Origin of the sequence: Pseudokineococcus lusitanus (genome assembly GCF_003751265.1) — a bacterium.
Lineage (GTDB): Bacteria > Actinomycetota > Actinomycetes > Actinomycetales > Quadrisphaeraceae > Pseudokineococcus > Pseudokineococcus lusitanus.
Map to the genome: position 1 here is coordinate 72,693 of NZ_RJKN01000005.1, position 26,619 is coordinate 99,311.

Consider the following 26,619-nt stretch of genomic DNA (forward strand, 5'->3'; position numbering starts at 1 on the left):
CCAACTTTGCTGCCGAAGTCGTCCACGGGGGGCCTCGTCGTCCGACTTCGCTGCCGAAGTCGTCCACGGGGGGTCTCTCGGACAGACCTCGCTGCTGACGTCGTGCAGGAGAGGCCTTACTCACCGACGTCGGCAGCGACGTCGTCGGCGGTGGTGGCGCGGGACGGGGCGCCGCGCCGCTGCCGGCACTGGATGTGGGGTTGCCCCGACCCGGGGCAGAGGCGGACGATCCGGGCGCCTGGTCCGTCTCAGCGAGGAGCCGTCATGCCCGGTCGTCGTCCCACGCCCCGCACGCCACGTCGGGGGCGGTCGGTCGCCGGGGCGGCGGCCGCCGTACTGGCCGCCGGCCTGCTCGCCGCGACGCCCGCCGCCGCGGGCGGGTACCCGCCGTCCGGTCGCGGCGCCCCGCCGGACGCGACGACGTCGGCGGGCGCGCCCGTCGACCTCGACGTCATGTTCGTCGGGGCCCACCCCGACGACGAGGCGAGCCTCCTGTCGACGCTGGGGCAGTGGCGCGAGGACCTCGGCGTCCGCTCGGGCGTCATCACCGTGACGCGCGGCGAGGGCGGCGGCAACGCCGTCGGCACCGAGGAGGGACCCGAGCTGGGGCTCCTGCGCGAGGTGGAGGAGCGTCGCGCCGTCGGGCTGGGCGGGGTCGAGAACATCTACAACCTCGACGAGGTCGACTTCTACTACACGGTGAGCGCCCCGCTCACGCAGGAGGTGTGGTCGGGCGACGAGGCCGAGGGTGCCGAGAGCGTGCTCGAGAAGGTCGTCCGCGTGGTCCGGACGACGCGGCCCGAGGTGCTCGTGACGATGGACCCGGCGCCGTCGCCGGGCAACCACGGCCACCACCAGGAGGCCGCGCGGCTCGCGATGGAGGCCTACCGGTTGGCGGGCGACCCGTCCGTCTTCCCCGACCAGATCACCGAGGAGGGCCTCGAGCCCTTCAGCCCCGGCCGCGTGCTCCAGCGCGGTCTGCGGGGGACGCCGGCCACCGGCCCCTCGTGCTCGACGGGGGCGACGCAGACCGACCCGAGCCAGACCGTCTACGGCGTGTGGGCCGGGCGGACGGCGCCCGACGGCCGCACCTGGGGCGCCGTCGAGCGTGACGCGCAGCGCCAGTACGTCTCCCAGGGCTGGGGCGTCTTCCCCGACGTGCCCGCCGACCCGGACGCCCTCGGCTGCGACTACCTCACCGAGGTCGCGGCGCGCGTGCCGTCGGCCGTCCCCGGCTCCGACGCGGCGGCGCGGCCCGACGCGGCGCTGCAGGGCGCGCTCGTGCGCGGCGAGGACGCCGCCCCGCTGGGCACCGGCCTCGAGGTCCGGGCGGAGGGCGACGCCTGGCGCGTCGTGCCCGGCGGGACGACCGAGGTGTCGGTGGCCGTGCGGGCCGGCGAGGAGCCGCTCCCCGCGGCGTCCGTGACGCTCGACCAGCCGGCGGGCTGGACCGCCGCGCCGGCGACCACGGAGGTCGGCGACGTCGCGCCGGGCGAGGAGGTCGTCGTCGCCGCGACGCTCACCGCGCCCGCCGACGCCGTCGCGGGCACCCGCGTCCGCCTCGGCGCGGGGCTGACGAGCGGGGCGGGGGGCGGGTACGCGGCGCAGGTCCTGGCCGTCGTCGCCCCGGTCCGCGGCGAGGTGGCGCCGCTGCCGCAGGTGGCCGAGGCCGAGGCGTGGGCCGCCGAGGTGGGCCTGCCGTGGCTCCAGGGGTCCGTGCGCCGCGTGGCCACGCTGCCGGTCGGCGGCAGCGAGGTCGTCGACGTCGTCGTCACCAACGCCGACGACGAGCCGCAGCAGGGCTCGGTGGCCCTCGACGTCCCGGAGGGCTTCACCGCCGAGGACGCGGTGGGCTTCGGCCCGCTCGCCCCGGGGGAGCAGGCCGTCGTCCCGGTGACGGTGACGAGCACGGACCCGGCCGCGCCGACGTCGGCGGACGGGCAGTACCCGCTGGTCGTGACGACGACGACCGCCGACGGCCGCACCGGCACGACGACCGCGGCGCTGGAGCTCGTGCCCGCGACGACCGTCCCGCGGACCGACGTGCCCGCCGTCGTCGACGGCGTGGCCGAGGAGGGCGAGCACCCCGGTGAGGTGCTCGACGTCTCGCGCGTGTGGGAGGGGACGGCGTGCGCCTCGGCGGCGGACTGCTCGGCGACGGCGCAGGTCTCGTGGCACGCGCCGGGCGACGGGTCGTCGGGCGACGACGTCCTGCAGCTGCTCGTGCGCGTCGAGGACGACGTCCGCGGCACGGTCCTGCCCGCCGCCGACTGCAAGCGGCACTGGCGCACCGACTCCGTCGAGATCGCCGTCGACCCCCGCGGCGACGCGGAGAACACCGCGAGCACCTTCAAGCTGGCGGTGCTGCCCACGACGGTCGAGGGCGACCCGTGCTTCTCGCGCGACGCCGACAACCGGCAGGGTCCCGGCGAGGAGACGGCACCGGGCACCGAGGTGGCGGTCGTCCTCGACGACCCGTCGACCGGCTCGGCCGGCTACACGCTCGAGGCGAGCATCCCGATGGCGCTGCTCCCGGCCGCCGTCGACCCGGCGGAGATGGGGCTCGACGTCCTCGTCTACGACTCCGACACCCAGGACCGCACCGGTCAGACGCGGCTCGGCTGGTCGACGTGGCCGGGCGTGCAGGGCGACCCGTACCGCTGGGGCCGGGCGACCCTCGAGGGGTACGTGGCCCCCGCCGACCGGCCGGTCGAGCCGGTGGCGCCCGAGCTGCCGCGCACGGGCCTGCGGTCGGTCGACTCGCCGCCGAGCATCGCGCAGGCCGTGCAGGACGACGTCGCCCTGGCCGGCGGCGAGGCGGCGACCGCCCGGGAGGCCGCCTGGCTCACGGGCGCGCGGGTCCGGCGCGACGCCGTCGTCGCCTCCGTCCGGGCCCGCGGCCCGGGCGAGCTGCGGCTGTGGGTCTGGGACGACGAGGCCGCCGAGGTCGTGGCCTCGCGGGTGGTCGAGATCAGCCGCTCCGGCCCGTCCCGCTGGTGGGTCGACCTGCCCGAGGGCGCCGACGTCGGCGCGAGCACGCGGGTCCTCGCGGCGTGGACGGCCGCCGGCGGCGGGACGCTCGCGTCGGAGGCGCCCCTGCGCTGACGCTGCCCGCTCCACCGCTCGCGACGTGTGGCCATGTGGGCGCCCCCAGCTCCTCGAGGGCGCCTCATGGCCGCACATCGCGGTCGGGGACGCGTCGTCACGGGTCCGAGGGGCGGGCGCGCCGACCGCGGTCGGCAGGGGGCAGGAGCCGTCAGTCCAGCGCGGCGGCCACGCCCGGCAGCGCCGCGCGGTACCCGTCGAGCAGCCGGCGGGCCACCGCCACGGAGTCCACGAGCGGGTGGGCCGCGAAGGCGCGCCACGCGAGCTCCGACGAGCGCGTGGCCGAGGCCTCGAGGAGGAGGCGCTCGGAGGCCTTGACCTGCTGGACGAGGCCGAGCATGTCGCCGGCGAGCGGGGCGACGTCGTGCGGGTGGACGCCGTCGCCGTCGACCGTGCACGGCAGCTCCACGACGGCGTCCTCGGGCAGCCCGGGGAGGTGCCCGCCGGCGGCGACGTCGAGCACCATCGTCGCGGGCCGGCCGGTGAGGACCGCGGCCATGAGGTCGAGGGCCACGCGCTGGTACCCGCCGCCCGCGACGTCCTCGGCACGGCGCTCGCCCGAGGCGGCCCCCGCGCCGTCGGACCCGTCGGCGTCGTCGCCCGTGGGCGTGCGCGACTCGGCCATGTACGTGGCCTCGCGCTCGCGGTGGACCTCCTCCCACGTCGCCAGCGCCCGCGACGGGTCGGCCTCGACCCGGGCGTAGAAGCCGCCCTGCTGGGCGTCGAGCTGCTGGCCCCGGGTCTGCGCCGCGGCCCGCAGCCGCGCCGTCGCCTCGCGGGGGTAGGCGTAGTAGTAGAGGTACTCGTTGGGCAGGGCGCCGAGGGCACGGACCCAGTCGGGCCCGAGCAGCCGGGCCTCCTCGACGCCGTCGAGCGCGGCGTCGTCGGCGAGCAGGGCCGGCAGGCGGTCGACCCCGTCGACGTGCAGCGACCGCAGCCAGCCGAGGTGGTTGACGCCCGCGTAGTCGAAGGAGACCTCCGCGCCCACCGGGGCGTCGACCGCCCGCAGCGCCTTGCGCACGAGGCCGATGGGCGTGTCGCAGATGCCGACCACCCGCTCGCCGAGCACCGCGCGCATGGCCTCGGTGACAACGCCCGCCGGGTTGGTGAAGCTGATGACCCACGCGTCGGGGCAGACCGCCCGCACCCGCTCGGCGAGGTGCCGGGCGTGGGGGAGCGTGCGCAGCGCGTAGGCGAGGCCGCCCGGGCCGACGGTCTCCTGGCCGAGGACGCCGAGGTCGAGCGCGACCCGCTCGTCGAGCACCCGGCCGGCGGTCCCGCCGATGCGCATGGCGGAGAAGACGACGTCGGCGTCCCGCAGGGCCTCGTCGAGGTCGGTGCCCGCCGTGAGGCGGGGCGGGTGCGGCAGGCGCTCGAGGAGCTGGGCGAGCACGGCGCCGACGACGCGCAGCCGGGCCGGGTCGACGTCGTGCAGGTGCACCTCGTCGACGCGGACGGCGGCGTCCGCGGCGCCGACGGCCTCGACGACCTGGGGCACCCGGAAGCCGCCGCCGCCGACCAGCACGAGCCTCACGGGCGGACCCCCGCGGGGACGGCGGGGACGGGGGCGGGGAGCGGCCGGCGGGACATGCGCGGCACGCTAGCGGCGCCCGCCGACGTCGACGGGTGCCCGCCGTCGGCGCGCGGCGCTAGCGTCGGGCCCCACGCGGGGCGCCCGGCCCCGTCGGCGTGGGGAGGTGCGCGATGACGCGGTCCCCGCACCCCTGCTCCCGCTGGGACCCGCTGGCCGCCTCGCGGTCGGCCGACGACGCGCCCCTCGACGTCTTCCTGTCCGGTCAGCTCTTCTTCGACATGGTCTTCGCCGGCCTCGACGCCGCCCCGTCGCCGGGCACCGAGGTGTGGACGACGGGCATGGGCTCGCTGCCGGGCGGCATCGCCAACCTCGCGGTCGCGACGAGCCGCCTCGGCCTGCGGACGGGCCTCGCGGCCGGCTTCGGCGACGACGTCTACGGCCGCTTCTGCTGGCAGGTCCTCGCCGAGCAGGAGGGCGTGGACCTCTCGCGCTCGCGGGTCTTCGAGGGCTGGCACTCCGCCGTCACCGTCTCGATGGCGCACGACGGGGACCGCAGCATGGTCACGCACGGGCACCCGCTGCCCATGCCCGCGTCCGACCTCGTGGGGACGCCGCCGCCGGGCTCGCGGGCCGTCATCGCCGAGCTCGTGCCGCCCAGCGCCGAGGAGGCCGAGCACCCCTGGTGGGAGGCGGCGCGCGACCACGGCGCTGCCGTCTTCGCCGACGTCGGCTGGGACCCCACCGGCGCCTGGGACGCCGCCGTCCTCGACCGGCTGTCCTCCTGCCACGCGTTCCTGCCCAACGAGGTCGAGGCGATGGCCTACACGCGCACCGGCAGCGCCGCCGAGGCCCTGTCCGCGCTCGCGGACCGGGTGCCGCTGGCCGTCGTCACCCGCGGCGCGCAGGGCGCGGTGGCCGTCGACGCGACGACGGGCGAGACGGCCGACGTCCCCGGGGTGGCCGTCGACGCCGTCGACCCCACGGGGGCGGGCGACGTCTTCGGCGCCTCCGTCGTCCTCGGGACGCTCGCCGGGTGGCCGCTCGCGGACCGTGTGGCCTTCGCCGCGCTCTCGGCGTCGCTCGCCGTCCAGCAGTTCGGCGGCTCCCTGGCCGCCCCGGGCTGGGGGGACATCGCCGACTGGTGGGCCGCCACGACGGCGCAGGCCGCCGCGGGCCGCCCCGCCGCCGAGGAGCTGGCGCGCCGCTACGGCTTCCTCGCCGACCTGCTGCCGGACGGGCCGGTCGACGCCGTCCGGCGCGCCGAGGCCACCTTCGCCCTGGCGTCCGACCTGTGAGGCAGGCTGCGCACCCCGGCGGCCCGGCCACTCCCTGCCCGCCCGAAACCGAGGAGACCCCGGTGGAACGACGTCCCCCCCGCACCACGGCAGCACGGGCGGCGGCGCTCCTCGCGGCCGCCGGCCTCGCGCTCACGGCCTGCGCCCCGGGCTCGGGCAACGACGACGGCGGGGGCGGTTCCGCGGGGCCCACCGGCCCCGTCGAGACGGACATCTCCGGCCTCGGCGACGTCACGCTGACCGTCTGGGACCAGGAGGTCCGCGGCGGCCAGGACGAGCAGATGACCCAGCTCAACGACGCCTTCACCGCGCAGTACCCCAACGTCACCATCGAGCGCGTCTCGCAGTCCTTCGACGACCTCTCGACGACGCTGCGCCTCGCCCTCACCGGCGACGACGCGCCCGACGTCGTCCAGACCAACAACGCCCGCGCGACGATGGGCCAGTTCGTCGAGGCCGGCCAGCTCGTGCCGCTCGACGCGTGGGCCGAGGAGTACGGCTGGCGGGACCGCTACCCCGAGAGCGTCCTGCAGTACTCGACCTACTCCGACGACGGCGCCGTCTTCGGCGAGGGCTCGCTTTACGGGCTGCCGCAGGTCGGCGAGGTCGTCGGCGTCTACTACAGCCGCAGCGCGCTCGAGGGCCTCGGCCTCGAGGTCCCGACGACGTGGGACGAGATGTCCGTGGCCGCCGAGGCCGCCGCCGCGTCCGGCCTCACGCCGATGCTCCTCGGCAACATCGAGGGCTGGCCGGCCGGCCACGTCTTCGGCGTCGTCCAGGGCGCGACCGTCGACCCGGCCGAGATCACCGAGCTGGGGCTCGGCAACCCCGGCGCGTCCTGGACGAGCCCCGAGAACGTCGAGGCGCTGACGACCCTGGCGTCCTGGCAGGAGCAGGGCTGGTTCAACGAGGGCGTCAACGGCACCGAGTACGACGCCGCGTGGCAGCAGCTGACGCAGGGGCAGGGGCTGTTCCTCATCGCGGGCTCGTGGCTGGCGCCCGACATCGAGGCGGCCATGGGCGAGGACGCCGGCTTCTTCGCGCCGCCGCCCGCCGAGGGCGCCGAGGGCGTGGCCACCACGGGCGGCACCGGCATCCCCTTCGCCATGACGACGGCGGCGGAGGAGCGGGACGTCGCCGCGGCCTACATCGACTTCATCACGAGCGACGACGCCATGCAGGTGCTCGCCGACACGGGCAACCTCCCCGTCGTCGACACGGCGTCCTACGCCCCCGAGAGCGGGCTGCTCGCGGACGTCTACACCGCCTTCGACGAGGTGAGCACCCAGGGCTCGCTGCTGCCGTACCTCGACTACGCCACGCCGACGATGGGCGAGACGCTCAACCAGACGCTGCAGGGGCTGCTCGCGGGCGAGGTCACGCCGGAGCAGGCGGCCGAGGCCCTCGAGGCCGACTACGCCGAGTTCACGAGCAGTGGCGGCTGACAGGACGGCGGAGGGAGCCGTCGCCACGGCGACGGCCGCCGCGACCGGCGCCGCAGCCCCGCGGCGCCGGCCGCTGCAGCCGCACGGGCGGGCGACGCCGTACCTCCTCGCCGCCCCCGCGCTGCTGCTGTACGGCGCCTTCCTGCTCTTCCCGCTGGCCCGTGCCGTCCAGTACTCGCTCTACGACTTCGACGGCCTGACGGTCGGCACCTTCGTCGGTCTCGACAACTACGTCGCCGTCGTCGCCGACGAGGGGCTGCGGCAGGCCTTCGGGCACGCCCTGGTCCTCGTCCTCTTCTTCTCGGTGATCCCCGTGGTCGTCGGCCTCGCGCTGGCCGCCCTGCTGACGCGGGCGCCGGTGCGCGGGCTGCCGGCCTTCCGCACGGTCGTCTTCCTGCCGCAGGTCATCGCCATGGTCGTCGTCGCCGTCGCGTGGCGGCGCATCTACGCGCCCGACGGACCGCTCAACACGGCGCTGCGGGCCGTGGGCCTCGACGGCCTCGCCCGCACCTGGCTCGGCGACTTCGGCACCGCGCTCCCCGCGGTCGGCCTCATCGGCACGTGGGTCTCGACGGGGCTCGCCACGGTCCTGCTCATGGCCGGCATGGCGCGGGTGCCGCGCGAGCTCTACGAGGCCAGCAGCCTCGACGGCGCCGGGCCCGTGCGCCAGCTCGTCGCCATCACGCTGCCGTCGGTGCGCCCCGAGATGGCCGTGGCGCTCGTGCTGACGACCATCACGGCGCTCAAGACCTTCGACCTCGTCTACGTGACGACGGGCGGCGGGCCGGGCACGTCGACGACGGTGCCGAGCTACGAGGTGTACCGGCGCGCCTTCGAGCTCGGCCAGGTGGGGTCGGCGGCGGCCGTCGGCGTCGTCCTCACCGTGCTCGTGCTGCTCGTCACGGTCGTCGTCACGCGCGTCGTCGACCCGAGCCGGCGGGACGAGCGGTGAGCGCCCCCACGACGTCGCGCCCGGCGTCCCCCGCCGCGGCCGGCCCGGCGCGCGGCCCGTCGCGGGGCAGCCTCGCCCAGCGGCTCGTCGCGTCGGCCGTCCTCCTCGTCGCCGCCGCGGCCGCGCTCGGCCCCGTCCTCGTCGTGCTCGCCGCGGCGCTGGGGCCGGAGTCGCCGGCCGCCGGCGGCGGGCTGCACCCGGAGAACTTCGCCGCCGCGTGGGAGCAGGGCCGCTTCGGCGAGTACCTGCAGACGTCGGCGCTCGTGGCGGTCGTCGTCGTCACCGTCGCGACCGTGGCGTCGGTGCTGTCCGGCTACGCCTTCGGCACCATGGACTTCCGCGGCCGCGAGGTGCTGTTCCTGCTCGTGCTGCTGGGGATCATGGTCCCGGCCGAGGCCGTCGTCGTGCCGCTCTTCTTCGACCTCCGGACGCTGGGGCTGACGGACACGATCTGGGGCATCGCCCTGCCGCAGATCGCGCAGTCCATCGCCTTCGGCACCTTCTGGATGCGCGCGCACTTCCGCACGACCGACCGCTCGCTCATGGAGGCCGCGCGCCTCGACGGCGCTGGGCCGGTGCGCATCCTCGTGTCCGTGCTCGTGCCGGTCGCCCGGCCGGCCATCACGACGCTCGTCCTGCTGTCGTTCCTCTGGACCTGGAACGACTTCCTCGTGCCCCTCGTCATGGCGCCGTCGGCGCAGCTGCGGACGGCGCCGCTGGGCCTCGCGCTGTTCCAGGGCCAGTACACGCAGGGCACCGCGCTGCTCGCGGCCGGCGCCGTGCTCGTGGCGCTGCCCGTCGTGGTCGTCTACCTGCTGCTCCAGCGCCACGTCATCCGCGGGATGGTCGAGGGCGCGGTCCGCGGCTGAGGACCGCGCCCCCGGCTCAGCGGCGGTGGCGTTGCCGACGGCGGACGAGCACGGCGACGCCCGCCGCGACCGCGGCGAGCAGCACGACGCCGCCGACCAGGGTGGCGGTGGAGGCGCCCCACGTCCGACCGGTGGAGACCGTCGACCCCTCCTCGGACGGCGTCGTCGCCGTCGCGGTGGGGGTCGGCTCCGGCGTCCCTGACGCCGAGGGCGTGGTGGGGCTCGGGCTCGGCGTCGGCGTCGGCGGGGCCGTCGTCGTCGCCGCCGGGACGGCGCACTCGCCCGGACGGGCGGCGATGATGTCCGACACCTCCTCGGGCGGGCAGGCGACGCCGCCCTCGGGCACCTCGTCGTCCTCGCAGGCCGTCCCGTCGCCGTCGGAGTCCATCTGGCTGACGTCCGCGCCCGGGTCGGGCGCGTCGAAGAAGGCCTGCGCCGCCTCCTGCGTCGAGAACTGCAGGCAGTAGAAGAAGGCGCCGCCCTCCTCCTCGGGGGAGCCGGCCCCGGCGGGAGCGGCCGTGAGCAGCGCGGCGGTGGCCGCGGCCACGACCGCGAGGGCGGCGCGGAGCGGCAGGGACGGGCGGGCGGTGCGGGGCACGGGACTCCTTCGTCGCGGGCGGGCGGTACCGCCGTCGGGGGGCCGGTGGGCCCGGCCCGACGCTACGGGCGGGCGGCGCCGCGGTGGGCGCAGCGTGGGGCCGGGTCGGCGAGCCGGCGGACCCGGGGGTGAAGGTCCGGGCGGGGCCTGCCGATACCTCCGTCGAGGCACCCGGCCGGGCGTGGCGACGACACCGCCCCGCCGGGTGCTCGAGACCACCGCCGGCCCGCGACCGCCCGCCGGCACCACCGCCCTCCCGACAGGACCCGTCATGACCGTCACGACCGCCCCGCGCACGACGACCCGCATCCCGGCCCAGCGCTCGGCCTCGCTCGCGCAGCGCGCCTGCTACCTGCCGCACTGCGGCGCCCCCGCCGACCTGCGCACCGTGGTCAGCGGCATGGACTGGTACCGCTGCACCGGCTGCGGCCTCGAGTACCCCGAAGTCGCCTACGCGCAGCGCCCCGCCCGCTGACGGCCCCTACCGGGCGCGACGCCGCCCGAGCGCCCGGTCCACCAGCATCGCGGCGGTGAGCAGCACCGCCAGCAACACGGTCACCCCGACGACGCCGCGCACCGCGCCGTCCACCCCGACGACGCCGACGTCGACGAAGGGGTAGGGGTACCAGCCGTCGCCCGCCCCGCGGGTGAAGGTCCACACGGCCCACAGCACCGGGTAGACGAGCGCCAGCAGCGCGGCCCGCGCGTCCGCCAGGCCGCGCGGCGTGAACCACACCCAGCCGACGAGCGCGAGCACCGGGACGACGGAGTGCAGCCCGGCGTCCGCGACCGCCCCGAGCGGCGTCAGCTCCACGAGGTCGGCGAGCCGCAGGTGGTAGACGACGCCGACGACGACGATGCACACCGGGGCGCCGAGCCGCAGCGCCCGCCACCACACCGGGGCGGTGCCGTGCCGGTCGTCCGGATGCCGGCCGGTCGCGACGAGCACCGCCAGCAGCGCCACGAGCACGTTCGTGCTGATGGTGAAGAAGCTGACGAGACGCACGAGCCGCGTGCCGAGCGCGGGCTCCCCGGACGTGAGCGTCAGCCAGAGCTGCAGCCCGAGCGACGCGACGCCGACGACCGCGACCAGCGTCCACCAGCCGCGCTCGGCCCGGACGGACGGCGCCGCGGCCGTCGGCCGGGGCCGCGTCTCAGGAGGGGTCGACGACACCGGCCGCCCCGCCGCCGCGCCGCGTCGTCTCCGCGCCCGCCTCGACGCGCCCGTCCGGCAGCAGCCGGACCGCCGTCGCCGCGCCGATCTCCGCCGACGTGGCGAGGCGGTGGCCCCGCGCCGTCAGCGCCGCCCCGAGCGGACCGTCCGTGATGGCCGGCTCGGCCTGCGTCGTCGCGCCGTTGCGCGAGGAGATCCGCGGGGCGGCGATGGCGTCCACGACGGGCAGGTCGCGGTCGACGTACCCGGTGAGGACCTGGCCCACGGTCGTGATGATGGTGGCGCCGCCCGGCGAGCCGAGGCCGCCGACCGCGACGCCGTCCTGCAGCACGACCGTCGGCGCCATCGAGGAGCGCGGCCGCTTGCCCGGGCCGGGCAGGTTGGGGTCGGGCACGCCGGCCGTCACCGGGACGAAGTTGAAGTCCGTCAGCTCGTTGTTCAGAAGGAAGCCGTAGCCCGGGACGGTGATGCCCGAGCCGCCGGTCTGCTCGATGGTCAACGTGTAGGAGACGACGTCGCCGCTCGCGTCCGCGACGGTGAGGTGCGTCGTCCCGTGGTCGTCCCGGGTGAGGGCCGTGCTGCCCGCGTCGGCGTCGCACGCGTAGTCGCCGTCGGGGGAGCCGAAGGGGATGGGCCGCGGTGCGGCGACGTCGGCGTCGAAGAGGCCGCAGGCGCGCTCGTCGGCGAAGCCCTGGGAGACCAGCTCGGCCGTCGGCACGCCCTCGACGTCGCCGACCCAGCGGTTGCGGTCGGCGAAGGCGGTGGCGCTCGCCTCGGCGAAGCGGTGCAGGTAGGCGTCCTCCGCGACGTCGGGCAGCGCCTCGCCGGTCAGCCCGTCGTACGCCTCGAGGAGGTTGAGCGTCTCGGCGATGGCGATGCCGCCGGACGACGGCACGGGCATGCCGACGACCTCGAGGCCCCGGTAGTCCGAGCGGACCGGCTCGGGGGTGCGGACCTCGTAGGCCTGCAGGTCGGCGCGGGTCAGCTCGCCGCGGTAGACCTCCTTGCCCGTCGTCCGGGGGTTGCGGGCGGTGCGGACCACCGCGGCGCCCATCCGGCCGTCGGACAGGGCGGCGGCGCCGTCGCGCATGAGCTCGTCGTAGGCCCTGGCCATGCCGGGGTTGCGGAAGACGTCGCCCGCCTGGGGCACCTCCCCGCCCGGCAGGTACACCTTCGCCGTCTCGGGGAAGACCCGGAAGCGCTCGGCGTTGGCGGCGGTCTGCGCGGAGAACGTCGGGTCGACGACGAAGCCGCGCCGCGCGAGGTCGCGCGCCGGCCGCAGCAGGTCGGCCAGCGGCATGGTGCCGAGCTCGTCGGCGGCCTTCTCCCACGTCGCGGGCGTGCCCGGGGCGCCGACGGACAGGCCCGAGCCGACGACGTCGGCGAAGGGCAGCGCCCGGCCCTCGCCGTCGGTGAAGGTCGTCTCGTCGTACGTCGCGGGAGCGGTCTCGCGACCGTCGAGCGCCGTCGTCACGCCCGTCTCGGCGTCGTGGTGGAGGAAGAAGCCACCGCCGCCGATGCCCGCCGAGTAGGGCTCCACGACACCGAGGACCGCGGCGGCCGCGACCGCGGCGTCGGCGGCGTTGCCACCGGCGGCGAGGACGTCGAGCCCGGCCTGCGTGGCGTACGGGTCGACCGTCGCGACGGCGCCCCCGGTGCCGACGGCACCCGGCGCGGCGGGCGGGGCAGGCACCGGGTCGCCGCCCCGGCCTCCGGGGCGCTCGGCGGCCGCGGGAGCGGCCCCGGCGAGGGCCCCGGCGACGAGGACGACGGCGGCACCGACGGCGGTGGCGCGACGTCGTCGGGCCGGGGAGGTGGGGGCGGTGGTCCTGCGCGCGGCCATGGCTGCTCCGTCCGTCGGGCCGGCGGCCGGAGCGCGCGCCGGGCGTACGGCGACCGTAGGCCCGGCACGGGGGGACGGACCACCCCTTCCGGCCCTTCCGCCCGCGACCGGACGAAGCGGCCGTCCCGCCGGGCGCCCCTCACCGCGACGTGTGGCCATGTGCGTCCGCCGGAGGCGGCGGACGACGCGTCATGGCCACACGTCGCGGTGGAAGGGAGCGGGGGAGCGCGGAGCGGGTCAGCGGAAGCGGCGGCCCTCGTCGCGGCGGTAGGCGAGGACGGCGAGGGCGCCCGTCAGCACGGTCCAGGCGGCGAGGACGGGCAGGGCCGTCGTGGAGAGGTCGGTGCCCGTCGACGCCGCGACGACGAGGTCGCGCCCGGCGCGGGTCGGCAGCCAGGTCGAGAGGGCGTCGAGCCAGGTCGGGAAGAGCTCCGGCGGGAGGAACAGCCCGCCGCCGAAGGCCAGGGGCAGCAGGAGCAGCTGCGCCAGCGCGAGCGCCGCCTTCGTCGAGGCGCCGTACCCGATGGCGAGCCCGAGGCCGAGCATCGGCAGGGCGGCCAGGGCGAGGGCACCACCGGTGAGGAGGAGCCGGCCTGCCGGGAGCGTCGCCGCGGTGAGGAGCGACGCGACGCCGACCACCGGCACGAGCGACGCGAGCGCGAAGCCCAGCCCGTTGAGCAGCCGGCCCGCGAGGCGGGGCCCTGCGCCGACGGGCAGCGTCCGCAGGTACGGGTCCCACGGCAGGGCGCGGTCCTCCGCGACCCCGACGCCGTAGGTGAAGAGGCACACGCTGATGACGGCGAAGAGGGAGATCTGCGCGACGGCGGCGGTGGCCGGGGCGGGGTCCTGGGCGAAGGGCTGCGGGACGACGAAGAAGAGGAGCACGAGCGTGGGGAAGACGAGCGTGCCCACGAGCGCGATGGGCACGCGCGCCGTCTCCACGACCTGCGCGCGCGTGTGGAGGGCGACGAGGCGCAGCGCGCCCGGGGTGCGGGCGGCGTCGGGCCCGTCGGGGCGGGCCGGGGCGAGGCTGCTCACCGCGCCACCTCCTTCTCGGTGCCGGGGCGGGGGGCGGCGGTGGGGGACGCCGGGCCGGCCGCGCCGGCGGTGACGGCGAGGAAGGCCTCCTCCAGCGACGCGGAGGCGACCTCGAGGTCGCGGAAATCCGTGCCGGAGCGGACGAGCCGGCGCACGAGGTCGTCGGCGTCGGTCGTCCACAGCTCGTGCCGGTCGCCGTCGCTGACGACCCGGGTGACGTCCGCGCCGGCGAGGGCCGGCGGGGCGGCGGCGCGCAGCCGGACCCGGCGCGACGGGACGGCCGAGCGCACCTCGTCGAGCGTGCCGTCGACGAGCACGCGCCCGCGGTCGACGACGACCACGCGCTCGGCGAGGGCCTCGACCTCCTCGAGGTAGTGGCTCGTGAGGACGACGGTGCCGCCCTCGCGGTGGTACTCCCGGACGGCGGCCCACAGGTCGTGCCGGGCGTCGACGTCGAGCCCGGTGGTGGGCTCGTCGAGGAGCACGAGGCGGGGCCGCCCCACGAAGGCGAGGGCGACGGCGAGCCGGCGCTTCTGCCCGCCGGACAGGCCGCCGGTCTGACGGCGTCGCAGGTCGGCGATCCCGAAGCGCTCGAGCAGGTCGCCCGTCGGCATCGGCGCGGCGAAGTGGCCGGCCACGACGTCGACGACCTCGCCCACGCGCAGCGTCGGCGGCAGCCCCGTCTCCTGCGGCGTCATGCCCAGCGAGCGGCGGGCCGCGGGCTCGGTCGGCGGGAGGCCGAAGAGCTCCACGCGCCCCGACGTCGGGCGGCGCAGCCCGCAGAGCAGCTGCAGCAGCGTGGACTTCCCCGCGCCGTTGGGGCCCAGCAGGCCGAGCAGCTGCCCGGCGGGGACGTCGAGCGACACGTCGTCGAGCGCCGTCACCTCGGCGTAGCGGCGGGTGACGCCGACCACGCGGGCCAGCAGGGCGTCGCCCGCGTCGCGGGGTCCGGCGGTCTCGGCGGTCACGGGGTCTCCTCGACGGGACGGGCGGCGGGTCGCGGGACGACGGGCTCGAGCAGGGCGCGCAGGGCCGCGGTGTGGTCGACGAGCGCCTGCCGGCCGCGCGGCGTCAGCGCCACGTACGTCGTGGGCGTGCGCCCCCGGTGGGTCTTCTCGACGGCGACGTACCCGGCGTCCTCGAGCTTGCGCAGGTGGGCGCCGAGGTTGCCGGCCGTGAGGTCCTGCAGCTTCTGCAGCCGGGGGAAGGCGATGCTGTCGCCGGGCTCGAGCGCCGCCAACGCCGCGACGAGACGCAGACGGGCCGGGGCGTGGATGACGGTGTCGAGCTCGGGGGCGGTGCCGACGTCGTCCTCGGCCGCGGTGCGCCCGCTCACGCCGACCGCCGGCCCGCGAGGGCGACGACGACCGCGCCGACGAGGAACCCGCCGCCGCCGAGCAGCGCCATCACGAGCTCGTTGGTGGGCCAGCCGGTGAGCGCCGCGACGGCCCCCGTGGCGATGATCCAGGCGCCGAGGGCGTACTGGACCCGCTCCTGCCAGAGGGCCCCGCCCGCGAGGTAGAGCAGCCCGACGACGAGGGCCGGCAGGGCCGGACCCAGGACGTTGAGCACCTCCGGTGACGCGCCCGCCGCGGCGGCCGCCTGCATCACCGCGAAGAGCCCGCCGAAGCCGAGGAGCCACGCCCAGCCGTACATCGCGCCCACCGCGGCGGAGCCGCCGCGCAGCCCGGCCGTGCGTCGGATGCTGTGGACCGCCGTGACGACGACGGCCACGGCCAGCAGACCTCCGAAGACGACGAAGGCGACGGGCCGGGAGAGCGGACCGGCACCTGTCGAGGCGCTCCACAGGGCGAGGAAGCCGACGAGCCAGGCCACGCCCCACACCCCGTAGATCAGCCGGGCGTCCGGCTCGAGGTGCTGCTGCGTGCGGTCACGCTCGCTCTCCAGCAGCGCCAGCGCCTCCCGCGGGTCGAGCGCCGCGTCGTCGGCGTCCGGGCCGGTGGCCGGTGCTGCGGTGCGGCCGTGGGGGCGGGTGCTCATCGCGTCCTCCAGAGTGGTCTGCAGTGCAGAGTGGTCATCCGCTTTGTAGCGCAGAGCGATCTGCGGGCGCAAGGGATCGGCGGAGGAGGCGAGCCTCTGCACGGACGGCGGGATCGATCCCGCCGCCCGTGCAGACCCTCGACGCCAGTCAGCGGCCGCGACGGCGGCGTCGGGGCCTCGGTGGCAGGGGGTCCTCGGGCGGCGGCGTCCACCCCCGCGCCTCCCACGGCGGGACCGGGACGACCGTGCCGCCGTCGAAGGTCCACCACCCGCTGCCGACGCCGTCCGTCGTCGCCAGGTCCTCGTCCCAGGCGACGAGGGTGAAGCGGAACCACGCCTCCTCGTCGGACAGCTCCTCGCCCCAAGCCTCCGAGGCGATCGGCCCGAGCCCCGGGCGGACGACGAGCGCGGACGGCAGCACGGCGACGCGCACGTCGACCCGGCGGCCGTCGGCGTCCCGCGTGCGGTGCGCGAAGGTCCGGCCCCGGACGTCGACGTCGAGCCCCGGGACGTCCTCGGGGTCGGCGTCGGCGGTGATGGCCGCGGCGAGCCGCAGGAAGCGACGGTCGGCGTCCGGGTCCACGGGCGCAGGGTCGCACCGCACCGTCGCCCGGGAGGTCCGCACGGGCGGCGGGACCGGTCCCGTGGTCCGTGCAGGGGTCCGGCGGCTCAGCCGAAGAGGCTCAGCTGGTCCTCGCCCGGGTCCTTGCGGACCTTGGCCAGCCCCTTGGCGCCCATCGGCTCGTGGACGAGCGGCGCGAGGACCTCGACGGGGGCGGGGGGCGCCGGGCGCACCGGCACCCACCGCCGGCCCTCCGGCGGCACCTCGTCGTCGGCGGGCGGCAGGTCGACGAGGTCCGGCGGGACGTCGGCGAGACCGGCTGCGGCCCAGTGCTCCGCGGGCGGGGAGCCGCCGACGAGCGCCCACAGCGACGGGCCGAGGCGCACGTCGCGGACGCCGAGGGCGGCCTGCACCCGCACGAGGTCGAGGGGCAGGCGGAGGTCGTCGACGGGCGGCAGCGCGAGGTCGTCGCGCATCGTCATGAGGCGGTGGTTGAGGGCGACGCCCTCACGGGCCCCGGGCGCGCGCAGGAGGCGGGCGACGCGCGGGCCCGCGGCCGCCGCCACCTCGTCGTCGCGACCCTCGTCCAGCGCGGCGAAGACGGCGTCGGTCGAGTCGAAGGCGGCGAGGAGCCGGGCGGCCGTCTTGGCCCCGATCCCCGTGACGCCCGGCAGGTTGTCCGAGGTGTCGCCGCGCAGGGCCGCGAGGCAGCGGTACTGCTCGGGCCGCACGCCGGTGACGAGCGGCACCGTCCGGGCGGTGAGGACGGGGGAGGCGCCGATGCCGCCGGCGATGACCCGGAGGACCGACGTCGACGCGTCGACGAGGGCGAAGGCGTCCCGGTCGCTCGTCACGGCCGTGCAGCGCCAGCCGTTGCGGCGGGCCAGCGCGGCCGCGGAGGCGAGGACGTCGTCGGCCTCATGCCCCTCGGCGACGACGACGGGCAGGCCCGCCTCGGCGAGGAGGGCCGGGGCGTCGTCGAGCTGGGCCCGCAGGTCCGGGTGCTTCTCCGGACGGTGCGCCTTGTAGGCGGGGTGGGCCACGCGGCGCTCGTTGCGGTCGCTGCAGTCGAACCCGACGACGAGCGCGTCGGGGCCGAGACGCGCTGCGGCGGAGGCGATGAGGCTGACGACACCGCGCAGCGCCCAGACCGGCCGGCCGGCGGCGTCGCGGTGCTGGCCGGCCTCGTGGGCGTGGTGGGCCCGGTGCAGCAGGCTGTTGCCGTCGACGGCGAGCAGCAGCGGCGCGTCCTCGGGCACCGGCGCGCCGGCGTCGGTGCCGGGGCGGTGCGCGGTCGCGGTGCTCACGGCACCAGGGTGCCTCCTCCGGGCGCCGGTGCGGGAGCCGCCCCGCCGGTGGGGCGCGGCGCGGCTCCCGGCCCGCCGGTCAGCGCACGTGCGCCCGCAGGAAGGACGTGGCCCGCGCCCACGCCGTCGCGGCGGCCGCCGGGTCGTAGGCCGGGCCGCCGTCGTTGACGAAGGCGTGCGCCGCGTCGTAGACGTGCAGCTCCACCGGGCGGTCCGCCGGCCGTCCGCCGACGCCGCGCATCCGCCCGAAGGCGTCGTGGACGACGCCCAGGTCGATGCGGTCGCGGCGGGCGTAGTGGCCCTGGACCGCGGCGGTGACGTCCCGCCAGGGCGTCGCGTCGACGTCCGGCAGGCCGTAGAAGGGCGTCACGGCGCCCACGCGGTCGCCCTGCTGGGCGGCGAGGGTGAGCGCGAAGGCGCCGCCCATGCAGAAGCCGGCGACGCCGACCGTCGACGACGTCACGGCCTCGTGCCCGAGCAGCAGGTCGACGGCGCCCGCGAGGTCCGCGGCGGCGCGCTCGACCGGCAGCTCCTGCATGAGCCGGGCCGCCTCCTCGCCGTCGTGCGTCGTCCGGCCCCCGTAGAGGTCCGGCGCCAGCGCGACGAAGCCGTCCGCGGCGAAGCGGCGCACGAGGTCCTCGACGTGCTCGGTGAGGCCCCACCACTCCTGCACGACGACGAGGGCGGGTCCCCGGCCGGACGGCGGCAGCTCGAGGTAGCCGTGGCCGGTGCCCCCGTCGGGGCGGGGGAAGGACGTGTTCTGGCGCGGCGTCTCGCTCATCCGGCGACGGTAGGCGCGGGCCGGGGGCGCCGCACGAGGCGGCCGCTGCGACGCGCTCCTGCTGCGGGGGGACGCAGACCTCGCGCGTCAGGCCGTCCCCAGGCGAAGCCGACGCCTGTTCCACGTCCCCGAGGTCTCCGGACGCGAAGTCGACGTCGACTTCACGTCGGGGGACCCTCACAACGCGAAGTCGACGTCGACTTCGCCTTCCGGAGCCAGGTCGTCAGGGGCGCCGGCGCAGGTCGCGGCGGGCCGCGACGCCGGTCACCACCCCCAGGCCGACCAGCACGGCCCCGGCGACCGAGGGCCGCCCCGACGCCGTCCACACGGTGACGAGCGCGAGCAGCCCGGCGACCACCGCGGCTCCCGCCAGCAGCAGCCGGTGCCGCGGCGGCAGGGCGCGGGCCCGGGGGCGGCCGTCGTCGCTCACGGCAGGCCGGCCCAGCGGCGCACCGCGGCGAGGTCGGCCTCGCGCTGCTCGGGCGCGACCACCGCGACCCCCATGACGCCGGTCACGGCGAGGACGACGCGCGACCCGTCGCGCAGGACCGCGACGAGCTCGCGGGCGGCGGTGCTGCGCGCCGGACGGGGGCCGCCCTCGGCGCGGACGTCGGCCAGTGCGGCGCGGGGCAGCCGCACCGTCCGCCAGTCGCCGCGCACGACGAGGTCGTCGCCGTCGGACACGACCGACGTCGTCGCCTGCCGCCAGGAGACGAACCAGCCGGCCAGGAGCAGCAGCACGCCCGCGACGAGGCGCAGCGGGTCGCCGGCCAGGCCCGGCAGGAGCAGGCCCACGCCGACGAAGGCGGCCCACACGACGGCGAAGACGACGAGCGCCACCCGCACGCCGCGCGGCTGGACGAGGCGCACCGGTGGCGGGGGAGGGGCGGGCTCCGGGCTGCTCACGCGCGCCACCCCACCACAGCGCGGGGGCGTCGGCAGGGCCCCGAGCAGGTCCCCGAGCAGGTCCCCCGGGCCGCGTCCGGGCGGGTGGTCGGGGAATGCCCCGCGATGGTGGACACTTGACGTACCCGGAGGACGGGCGCTGCTGCGCCCGGAGCGGGTCCAAAGTCAGACCGAGAGCCAGGTGCCGCCGCGAGACCAGCGGTGCACGCACGCAGGGCGAGAGGTCTCCACAGGGTTCCACGGCCGCCAGGTCTCCTCCGTGCCGCCGACGGCGTCCCGTCGACGGCGGCGACCTGACGACCTCCGAGGAGACCCATCCCGTGACCGCCCCTGCCCTCGACCGCCCCGTCCACGACGAGCGCGACGACGAGCGCACCCTGCCCTCCCAGTCCCGCCGCGAGGACGTCCCGTCCGACGCCGCGACGGACGACACCCCCGGCGTCACCTTCGCCGACCTCGGCCTGCGCGCCGAGGTGCTCCGCGCCCTCGACGGCCTCGGCTACGAGGAGCCCACCCCCATCCAGGCCGAGTCGATCCCGGCCCTGCTGACCGGCGCCGACCTGCTCGGCCAGGCCGCGACCGGCACGGGCAAGACGGCGGCCTTCGCGCTGCCGCTGCTCGAGCAGGTGCCCACGGGCGGCGGCCGCCGCCCCGTCGGCCTCGTCCTCGTCCCGACCCGCGAGCTCGCGCTCCAGGTCTCCGAGGCCGTCGCCACCTACGGCAAGCACCTGGGCGCCCGCGTCCTCGCCGTCTACGGCGGCACGCCGATCGGCAAGCAGCTCCGCGAGCTCGAGCGGGGCGTCGACGTCGTCGTCGCCACCCCGGGCCGCGCGCTCGACCACATCGGCCGCGGCACGCTGCCCCTCGACGGGCTGCGCACCGTCGTCCTCGACGAGGCCGACGAGATGCTCGACATGGGCTTCGCGGAGGACATCGAGGAGATCCTCGCCGCCGCGCCGTCCGAGCGTCAGACGGTCCTCTTCTCGGCGACGATGCCGCCGCGCATCGACCGCATCGCCCGCCGCCACCAGCGCGAGCCCGTCCGCATCAGCATCCGTCGCGCCGCGCCCTCGCAGGGCGAGCAGCCGCTCGTCCGCCAGACGGCGTACCTCGTCGGCCGCCCGCACAAGGTCGCCGCGCTCGGCCGCATCCTCGACCTCGAGCAGCCGACGGCGGCCATCGTCTTCTGCCGCACCCGCGAGGAGGTCGACACCGTCACCGAGCGGCTCGGCACCCGTGGCTACCGGGCCGAGGGCCTCCACGGCGGCATGAGCCAGGAGCAGCGCGACAAGGTCGTGAGCCGCCTCCGGGCCGGCGCCACGCAGCTCCTCGTCGCCACCGACGTCGCCGCCCGGGGCCTCGACGTCGACGTGCTCACCCACGTCGTGAACTTCGACGTCCCCTCGGCGGCGGAGGCCTACGTCCACCGCATCGGCCGCGTCGGTCGCGCCGGCCGCGAGGGCGTCGCCCTCACGCTGGCCGAGCCCCGCGAGCGTCGTCAGCTCTCGGTCATCGAGCGCCTCACCGGCACCCCGCTGCCGGTGCTCCCGCTCCCGACCGTCGCGGACCTCCGCGCCTCGCGCCTCGAGACGACGCGCGGCCTCGTCTCGGCCGCCCTCGCCGGCGTCCGGGACGACCTCGAGGACGTCCGCGGCGTGCTCGACGCGCTGCTGGCCGACCACGACGCCGTCGACGTCGCGCTCGCCGCGCTGCGTCTGGCGCACGACGCGCGCGGCGCCACGGACGACCAGGAGATCCCCGCGCCGAGCGCCGGCCTGCGCTCCGGGCCCGGGCGGGACAGCCGGGACGGCCGCGGGCCCGTCGGCCCCCGGGGCGGCGCGGCCGCCCGTGGCGGTCGCCCGCCGCGCTCCGGTGCCGCCGCCGGCAACGTCCGGCTCTTCGTCGGCGTCGGCCGCCGCGCCGGCGTCCGTCCCGGCGACCTCGTCGGCGCCATCGCCAACGAGACGTCGGTCGCGGGCCGCGACATCGGCGCCATCGAGATCACCGAGCGCTTCTCGCTCGTCGAGGTGCCCGAGCGCGCCGCCGACGACGTCGTGAGCGCCCTGCGCGGCAGCACCATCAAGGGCCGTCGCGCCATGGTCCGCCGCGACCGGGACGACGAGGGCCGCTGACCTCCCGCCCGTGACGACGAAGGCCCCCACCCGCTCCGGCGGGTGGGGGCCTTCGTCGTCCGGCGGGTCAGGCGGGGGTGCGGTCGTCGAGGTGCCCGCGGCGCTGCGCCCACACCTCGAAGGCGATGGTCCCGAAGGGCGGGACCGCCGCCGCGAGGGACAGCAGGCCCACGACCGGCCGCCACTGCTGCACCCACCACGTGAGCAGCGCGACCGTGCCGTAGGCGACGAAGGCCGCCCCGTGGAGGGCGCCGAACACCTCGATCCCGCCGCGGCCGTGGCCCAGGAGGTAGTGCCACGTCATGCCGGCGAGCAGCCCGGCCCACGTCAGCGCCTCGACGACGGCGAGGACGCGGAAGGCCGTCCGCACCCGGGCGCGGACGAGGGGGGAGGCGGGCGGGCGGCGCAGACGGGCGACGAGCCGGGCCCCGCGTGAGGTGGTCGGTCGGGCAGCGCTGGTGGGACGGGCCATGCCCCCATCGTCCCAGCCGCCCGGGTGCGCCCGGACGGGGCAGACGCGCCGACCGACCTGCACACGTCCGGGTGAGGCCTGCCGCCGACGTCGTGACCTGGGACGACGCCCGAGCACGTGGACCTGTGCAGGTCGGTGCGCGGCGCCGGCGGGTCAGGCCGCCGCGGTGGCGTCGGCGGAGGTCTCCTCCGGGGCGCCGCTCGGCGGCGTGCCGCCGTCGCCGGGGCCGCCGGCGGTGGCGCCGCCGCCCGCCCCCGGGCCGGACGTCGCCGCCTGCTGCGTGACGCTGCCCGCGTAGTCGTCCGTCGGGTCGCGGTAGATGGTGTGGACGTGGCCCCACCCGGAGGTCGTGACGCCGTCGACGTCGGCGCCGGCGGAGCCCTGCTGGGCCTGGAACGAGACGTACACGTCCGGCCCCGAGATCGAGAAGCTGATCCCGTCGCCGCTGGACATGTCGTAGGTCGTCTCGCCGGACCAGGCGACGACGGTGTCGTCGAGGGTGGCCTCGATCTCGGCCAGGGCGGTCGCCGTGGTCTCCTCGTCGGCCATGCCCGCCCAGCTCGCGACGAGCTGCAGCAGCAGCTCCCGCTGCTCGTCGGTGAGGTCGGCGCCCGTCAGCCCGGTGCCGGTGGCGAAGTCGCAGGTGTCACCGGGGGCGCAGGAGGTGACCTCGCCGGAGGTGAGCGTCGCCTGCTGCTCGGCGGTGAGGGAGTCGAAGAAGGCGAAAGCGTCGGTGTAGATGCCGTCGAAGGGCTGGACCTCGTCGCCATCGGCGTCGGTGTAGACCGCCGGCTGGACGCCCAGGTGGGTGGGCGCGAAGGTGATGGCGTCGGCGGTGCCGTCGAGGGTGGCGTTGATCCCGAGGTGGTGGCCGCCGACCTGGACGGTGAAGGCCGAGGTGTCGGAGGGGTCGCCGAAGAAGGCGATGTAGTACTGGCCGAGGCTCTCCTCGGTGCTGCTGGACTCGTCCGCCAGGTACTGGTCGCCGCCCATGATCCCGGTGACCGTCGCGTAGCCCTCCTCGGACAGCAGCGCCTCGACGACTGCCATCGCGGCCGCCTGCTGCTCCGCGGTCAGGTCCGTGAGGTCCAGCCCGGCGCGCTCGACGAAGGTGACGGGGAAGTTCGACCACGACGTGGACTTCGTCTCGTCGTCGTAGGCGTAGAGCACCTGCTCCCGCTGCTCGTCGGTGAGCGTCGCGAGGAAGGCCTGGGCAGCGGCCGCGGTGTCGCTGATGGTGCCGGCGGTCGTCGTGGCGTCGGTGGTGCCGGCGGCGGTCGTGTCGATCGCCGAGGCGGTGGTCGCGTCGGTCGTGGCGGACGTCGTCGTGGTGGAGGTCGTGCCGGCCGACGACGTGTCCGTCGTCGTGGCGGCGCACCCGCCGAGCACGAGCGTGCCGACGAGGGCGAGCGACGTGACGGCGGTGGACAGGCGGCGGCGGCCGCGGGAGGCGAGGGCGCTGGGCGAGAGACGGTTCGAGGTCATGGCCGGACCCTCGGCGCCGTCGTTGTGCGGCTCCTGTGCGGTCCCCATGAGAGGTCGACGAGTCGTCGCCGCCCGCTGGTGGGCCGGCCCGGGGCGGCCCACAGTGGCCGCGTGAGCAGCACCGCGACCGCCCCCGACGCCGCCCCCGTCGCGTCGCCGCCGACCGGGGCCGTCCGCGGCGTCCGTCGCAGCACCCCCCACGGCGAGGCCGACTCCTGGCGCGGCGTGCCCTACGCCCGCCCGCCGCTGGGCGCGCACCGCTTCGGGCCCGCCCGGCCGCACGAGCCGTGGACGGGCGTGCGCGACGCCACGCGCCCCGGCCCGGCGAGCGCCCAGGTGGTCCCCGTCGTGCCCGGCCCGATCGGCCTGGCGCTGGGGACCACGGGCCGCCGGACCGAGGACTGCCTCACCGTCGACGTCCACGCGCCGGCCGGCGCCGCCGCCGACGGCCGGCGTCGGCCCGTCCTCGTCTGGGTCCACGGCGGCGCCTTCTCCAGCGGCAGCCCCGGCGCCTACGACGGCGCAGGGCTCGCGGCCCGGGGCGACGTCGTCGTGGTCTGCGTGGGGTACCGGCTCGGCGTCCTCGGCTTCGTCGACGTCGGCGACGTCGTCGCTCGCACCCGGCCGGGCGGTCTCGGGGTCGACCCCGACCGCGTCCCCAGCAACCCGGGCCTGCGCGACGTCGTCCGGGCGCTGGAGTGGGTGCGGGACGAGGTGGAGGCCTTCGGGGGCGACCCGGCACGGGTGACGCTGGCGGGGGAGTCGGCCGGCTCGGCGGCGGTCGCGCTGCTCATGACGAGCCCCGCCGCGAGAGGCCTCTTCGCGCAGGCGGTCTGCCAGAGCGGCGCGCTCACCATCGCGACCGACCGGGAGGACGCCGCCCGCCTGGCCCGGGACCTGTGCTCGCGGCTCGGCGTGAGCCGGGAGGAGCCGGAGGGCCTCTGGCGGGCGTCGACCCGGGAGGTGCTGGCGGTGGGGCAGGCGCTGTCCGCCACCCGGGCGCAGGGGCTGACGACCCGGCCGTGGTTCGACGACGACCTCCTGCCGGCGTCGCTGCCGGACGCCCACGCGGCGGACGTGCCGCCCGTGCCGCTGCTCGCGGGCACCAACCGCGACGAGCACACGCTCTTCCGGACCGTCGCCCGCGACGTCCTGCCGGAGACGCGGGCCCGGCTCGTGGCCGCCCTGGAGGCGGCCGCCGGCCCCGAGGTCGTCGAGCAGGTGCTCCCCGCCTACCCGCGGGACGAGCGCGGCCTCACCGACCTCGGCAGCCACCTCGTCTTCACGATGCCGAGCGTCCACCACAGCGACGCGCACGCCCGTCGGGCGCCGGTGTACCGCTACCGCCTCGACCGCGGCACCGCCGTCCTCGGCCTCGGCGCCACGCACGGCCTCGAGCTGCACCTGCTGTGGCCGAGCGCGGCCGGGAGGGCGCTGCGGCGGCTGGACCGCGACGGGACCCTCGCGGCCCTCGCCGACCGCCTGCAGCGGCACTGGCTGCACTTCGTCGCCCACGGCACGCCGGACCCCGCGCTCGGGGCCTGGCCGCGGTACGACGAGGAGCGCCGCGCCACGCTCGTGCTCGACGACGTCGACCGCGTCGTCGACGACCCCGAGGGCGCCCAGCGGGAGGTGTGGCGGGGGAGGGACGTGCTCGTGCGGTGAGCGCCGCGGCGCCCCGTCGCCGTCGCGGGGCGCCTCCGCGCGGCCGTACGCTGGGACCGCCCGCGGTCGCCGCGGCGGTGAGCCGGGAAGTCTGGTCGGCACTCCCGTCGTCGACCCCGGAGGTCAGCCCGCCGTGACCACGCCCATGAGCCCCACCGACCCGACCCCGGGCCCCCCCGGGGGGAGCAGCCTGGGTCACCACCCGTTGCCCGGTGGGCGCCACAGCCTCTCCGACGTCCTGTCCGGCGAGCGGCTCGGCGGCCTCCTCCTCCTCGCCGGTGCCGCCGTCGCGCTCGTGTGGGCCAACTCGCCGTGGCGGGGGACGTACGCGGGCATCGCCGAGACGGTCGTCGGGCCGGCGTCGCTGCACCTCGACCTGTCCCTGGCCACGTGGGCGGCCGACGGGCTCCTCGCCGTCTTCTTCTTCGTCGTCGGGCTCGAGCTCAAGCGCGAGATCGTCGCGGGGACCCTGCGCGACCCCAAGACGGCGGCGGTGCCGGCCATCGCCGCCGTGGGCGGGATGGCGCTGCCGGCCGCGATCTACACGGTGGTCGTCCTCGTGTCGGGCGTCGACGCCCTGCACGGGTGGGCCGTGCCCACCGCGACGGACATCGCCTTCGCGGTGGCCGTGCTGGCCGTCGTCGGCAAGGGCCTGCCGGTGGGCCTGCGGACCTTCCTGCTGACGCTGGCCGTCGTCGACGACCTGCTCGCCATCACCATCATCGCGATCTTCTACACCGCGGACCTCGCCGTCCTGTGGCTGCTGGCGGCGCTGCCGCTCGTCCTGCTCTTCGCGGTGCTGGCGCGGCTGCGGCCCGTGAGCGGTGCGACGCGGGTGGTCGTCCTCGTCGTCATGGCCGCCGCCGCCGTCGTGGCCTGGGCGATGGTGCACGAGTCGGGCGTCCACGCCACCGTCGCGGGTGTCGTCCTCGGCTTCACCGTGCCCGCCGTCGCCCGCCGCGGCGAGGCGCTGTCGCCCTCCGAGCGCTACGAGCACGCGGTGCGGCCCTGGTCGGCCGGCCTGGCGCTGCCCGTCTTCGCCTTCTTCGCCGCCGGCGTCTCCGTCGTCGACGCGGGCGGTCTCGGCAGCGTGCTGGGCCAGCCCGTCGCCCTCGCCGTCGTCCTCGGCCTCGTGGTGGGCAAGGTGTTCGGCATCATGGTCGTCACCACGCTCGTGGCCCGCCTGACGCCGTTGGAGATCCCCCAGGGGCTCCGCCCGTCCCACCTCCTCGGCGTCTCGCTGCTCGCCGGTATCGGCTTCACCGTCTCGCTGCTCATCAGCGAGCTGGCGTTCGAGCCCGGCGAGATGCAGGACGGCGCCAAGGTCGCCGTGCTCGTGGGCTCGCTCATCTCGGCGGTGCTCGCGTCGGTGGTCCTCACGCTGCAGCGTCGCGCGCTGCGCGACGACCCCGTCCTCGAGACCCGCGCGCAGCTCTGACGGCCGCCCCTCGCGAC

24 protein-coding genes are annotated in these 26,619 nt (G+C 77.2%); 9 read left to right on the forward strand and 15 right to left on the reverse strand.

The genetic code is table 11. The features are described 5' to 3' along the window. Positions 1–264: 264 nt before the first annotated feature. Positions 265–3,105 (forward strand): sugar-binding protein, encoded by a 2,841-nt coding sequence (locus tag EDC03_RS10400; RefSeq protein ID WP_123380186.1) that lies wholly within the window; start codon positions 265–267, stop codon positions 3,103–3,105. Between the two features lie 151 nt (positions 3,106–3,256). Here the strand turns inward: EDC03_RS10400 and EDC03_RS10405 are convergent, their stop codons facing one another. Then, positions 3,257–4,639: a family 4 glycosyl hydrolase gene (locus EDC03_RS10405; protein WP_123380187.1), complete on the reverse strand. Its 1,383-nt coding sequence runs from the start codon at positions 4,637–4,639 to the stop codon at positions 3,257–3,259. 170 nt (positions 4,640–4,809) lie between these two features. Between EDC03_RS10405 and EDC03_RS10410 the strand changes: the two genes are divergently transcribed. The 4 genes from EDC03_RS10410 to EDC03_RS10425 all read left to right on the forward strand — a co-directional run bounded on the left by EDC03_RS10410 (position 4,810) and on the right by EDC03_RS10425 (position 9,200). Continuing rightward, a complete protein-coding gene (locus tag EDC03_RS10410; protein WP_123380188.1) occupies positions 4,810–5,934 on the forward strand; it encodes a PfkB family carbohydrate kinase in 1,125 nt (374 codons plus the stop codon). Between the two features lie 62 nt (positions 5,935–5,996). Continuing rightward, complete coding sequence (locus tag EDC03_RS10415; protein WP_123380189.1) at positions 5,997–7,379, forward strand: extracellular solute-binding protein; 1,383 nt, start codon at positions 5,997–5,999, stop codon at positions 7,377–7,379. Continuing rightward, positions 7,369–8,331 carry a carbohydrate ABC transporter permease gene (locus tag EDC03_RS10420; RefSeq protein WP_199720150.1) on the forward strand — a complete coding sequence of 321 codons (963 nt, stop codon included), beginning with the start codon at positions 7,369–7,371 and terminating at the stop codon, positions 8,329–8,331. Before EDC03_RS10415 ends, EDC03_RS10420 begins: the two co-directional genes overlap by 11 nt. Continuing rightward, entirely contained in the window at positions 8,328–9,200 is an 873-nt protein-coding gene (locus EDC03_RS10425) for a carbohydrate ABC transporter permease (protein ID WP_123380190.1), read from the forward strand. Before EDC03_RS10420 ends, EDC03_RS10425 begins: the two co-directional genes overlap by 4 nt. Before the next feature lie 16 nt (positions 9,201–9,216). Here the strand turns inward: EDC03_RS10425 and EDC03_RS10430 are convergent, their stop codons facing one another. Beyond that, positions 9,217–9,798: an excalibur calcium-binding domain-containing protein gene (locus EDC03_RS10430; RefSeq protein ID WP_158674268.1), complete on the reverse strand. Its 582-nt coding sequence runs from the start codon at positions 9,796–9,798 to the stop codon at positions 9,217–9,219. Between the two features lie 271 nt (positions 9,799–10,069). Between EDC03_RS10430 and EDC03_RS10435 the strand changes: the two genes are divergently transcribed. Further along, positions 10,070–10,273 carry a hypothetical protein gene (locus tag EDC03_RS10435; RefSeq protein WP_123380192.1) on the forward strand — a complete coding sequence of 68 codons (204 nt, stop codon included), beginning with the start codon at positions 10,070–10,072 and terminating at the stop codon, positions 10,271–10,273. Positions 10,274–10,279: 6 nt separating this feature from the next. Here the strand turns inward: EDC03_RS10435 and EDC03_RS10440 are convergent, their stop codons facing one another. The 11 genes from EDC03_RS10440 to EDC03_RS10490 all read right to left on the reverse strand — a co-directional run bounded on the left by EDC03_RS10440 (position 10,280) and on the right by EDC03_RS10490 (position 19,410). Next, positions 10,280–10,972 (reverse strand): Pr6Pr family membrane protein, encoded by a 693-nt coding sequence (locus tag EDC03_RS10440; protein WP_123380193.1) that lies wholly within the window; start codon positions 10,970–10,972, stop codon positions 10,280–10,282. Next, positions 10,953–12,815, reverse strand: coding sequence for a gamma-glutamyltransferase (ggt, locus tag EDC03_RS10445; RefSeq protein WP_123380194.1), 1,863 nt, complete (start codon positions 12,813–12,815; stop codon positions 10,953–10,955). The genes EDC03_RS10440 and ggt overlap by 20 nt, the downstream gene beginning before the upstream one ends. 237 nt (positions 12,816–13,052) lie before the next feature. Continuing rightward, positions 13,053–13,853: an ABC transporter permease gene (locus EDC03_RS10450; protein WP_199720151.1), complete on the reverse strand. Its 801-nt coding sequence runs from the start codon at positions 13,851–13,853 to the stop codon at positions 13,053–13,055. Further along, positions 13,850–14,821 (reverse strand): ABC transporter ATP-binding protein, encoded by a 972-nt coding sequence (locus EDC03_RS10455; RefSeq protein ID WP_123380195.1) that lies wholly within the window; start codon positions 14,819–14,821, stop codon positions 13,850–13,852. Before EDC03_RS10455 ends, EDC03_RS10450 begins: the two co-directional genes overlap by 4 nt. Continuing rightward, positions 14,818–15,189 carry a transcriptional regulator gene (locus EDC03_RS10460; protein WP_123380196.1) on the reverse strand — a complete coding sequence of 124 codons (372 nt, stop codon included), beginning with the start codon at positions 15,187–15,189 and terminating at the stop codon, positions 14,818–14,820. Before EDC03_RS10460 ends, EDC03_RS10455 begins: the two co-directional genes overlap by 4 nt. Further along, complete coding sequence (locus tag EDC03_RS10465) at positions 15,186–15,854, reverse strand: hypothetical protein (protein WP_123380197.1); 669 nt, start codon at positions 15,852–15,854, stop codon at positions 15,186–15,188. The genes EDC03_RS10460 and EDC03_RS10465 overlap by 4 nt, the downstream gene beginning before the upstream one ends. A 148-nt stretch (positions 15,855–16,002) precedes the next feature. Next, on the reverse strand, positions 16,003–16,437 hold the full coding sequence (locus tag EDC03_RS10470) for a hypothetical protein (RefSeq protein WP_123380198.1): 435 nt from the start codon (positions 16,435–16,437) through the stop codon (positions 16,003–16,005). 86 nt (positions 16,438–16,523) lie between these two features. Next, entirely contained in the window at positions 16,524–17,723 is a 1,200-nt protein-coding gene (locus tag EDC03_RS10475) for a 5'-3' exonuclease (protein WP_123380199.1), read from the reverse strand. 79 nt (positions 17,724–17,802) lie between these two features. After that, positions 17,803–18,504, reverse strand: coding sequence for a dienelactone hydrolase family protein (locus EDC03_RS10480; protein ID WP_123380200.1), 702 nt, complete (start codon positions 18,502–18,504; stop codon positions 17,803–17,805). A gap of 223 nt (positions 18,505–18,727) precedes the next feature. After that, positions 18,728–18,934 carry a hypothetical protein gene (locus EDC03_RS10485; protein ID WP_123380201.1) on the reverse strand — a complete coding sequence of 69 codons (207 nt, stop codon included), beginning with the start codon at positions 18,932–18,934 and terminating at the stop codon, positions 18,728–18,730. Then, positions 18,931–19,410, reverse strand: coding sequence for a hypothetical protein (locus tag EDC03_RS10490; RefSeq protein WP_148058056.1), 480 nt, complete (start codon positions 19,408–19,410; stop codon positions 18,931–18,933). Before EDC03_RS10490 ends, EDC03_RS10485 begins: the two co-directional genes overlap by 4 nt. Before the next feature lie 377 nt (positions 19,411–19,787). On the opposite strand from EDC03_RS10490, the gene EDC03_RS10495 reads away from it, so the two are divergent. Further along, on the forward strand, positions 19,788–21,542 hold the full coding sequence (locus EDC03_RS10495; protein ID WP_422393821.1) for a DEAD/DEAH box helicase: 1,755 nt from the start codon (positions 19,788–19,790) through the stop codon (positions 21,540–21,542). A gap of 67 nt (positions 21,543–21,609) precedes the next feature. Here the strand turns inward: EDC03_RS10495 and EDC03_RS10500 are convergent, their stop codons facing one another. After that, on the reverse strand, positions 21,610–22,014 hold the full coding sequence (locus tag EDC03_RS10500; protein ID WP_123380204.1) for a DUF3817 domain-containing protein: 405 nt from the start codon (positions 22,012–22,014) through the stop codon (positions 21,610–21,612). Positions 22,015–22,167: 153 nt separating this feature from the next. Then, a complete protein-coding gene (locus tag EDC03_RS10505; RefSeq protein WP_123380205.1) occupies positions 22,168–23,499 on the reverse strand; it encodes a DUF3500 domain-containing protein in 1,332 nt (443 codons plus the stop codon). 111 nt (positions 23,500–23,610) lie between these two features. Between EDC03_RS10505 and EDC03_RS10510 the strand changes: the two genes are divergently transcribed. Next, the gene (locus tag EDC03_RS10510; RefSeq protein WP_158674269.1) at positions 23,611–25,164 is read left to right on the forward strand and encodes a carboxylesterase/lipase family protein; all 1,554 of its coding nucleotides are present in this window, start codon (positions 23,611–23,613) and stop codon (positions 25,162–25,164) included. Positions 25,165–25,309: 145 nt separating this feature from the next. Next, positions 25,310–26,602, forward strand: coding sequence for a Na+/H+ antiporter NhaA (gene nhaA, locus EDC03_RS10515; RefSeq protein ID WP_123380384.1), 1,293 nt, complete (start codon positions 25,310–25,312; stop codon positions 26,600–26,602). Positions 26,603–26,619: the final 17 nt, after the last annotated feature.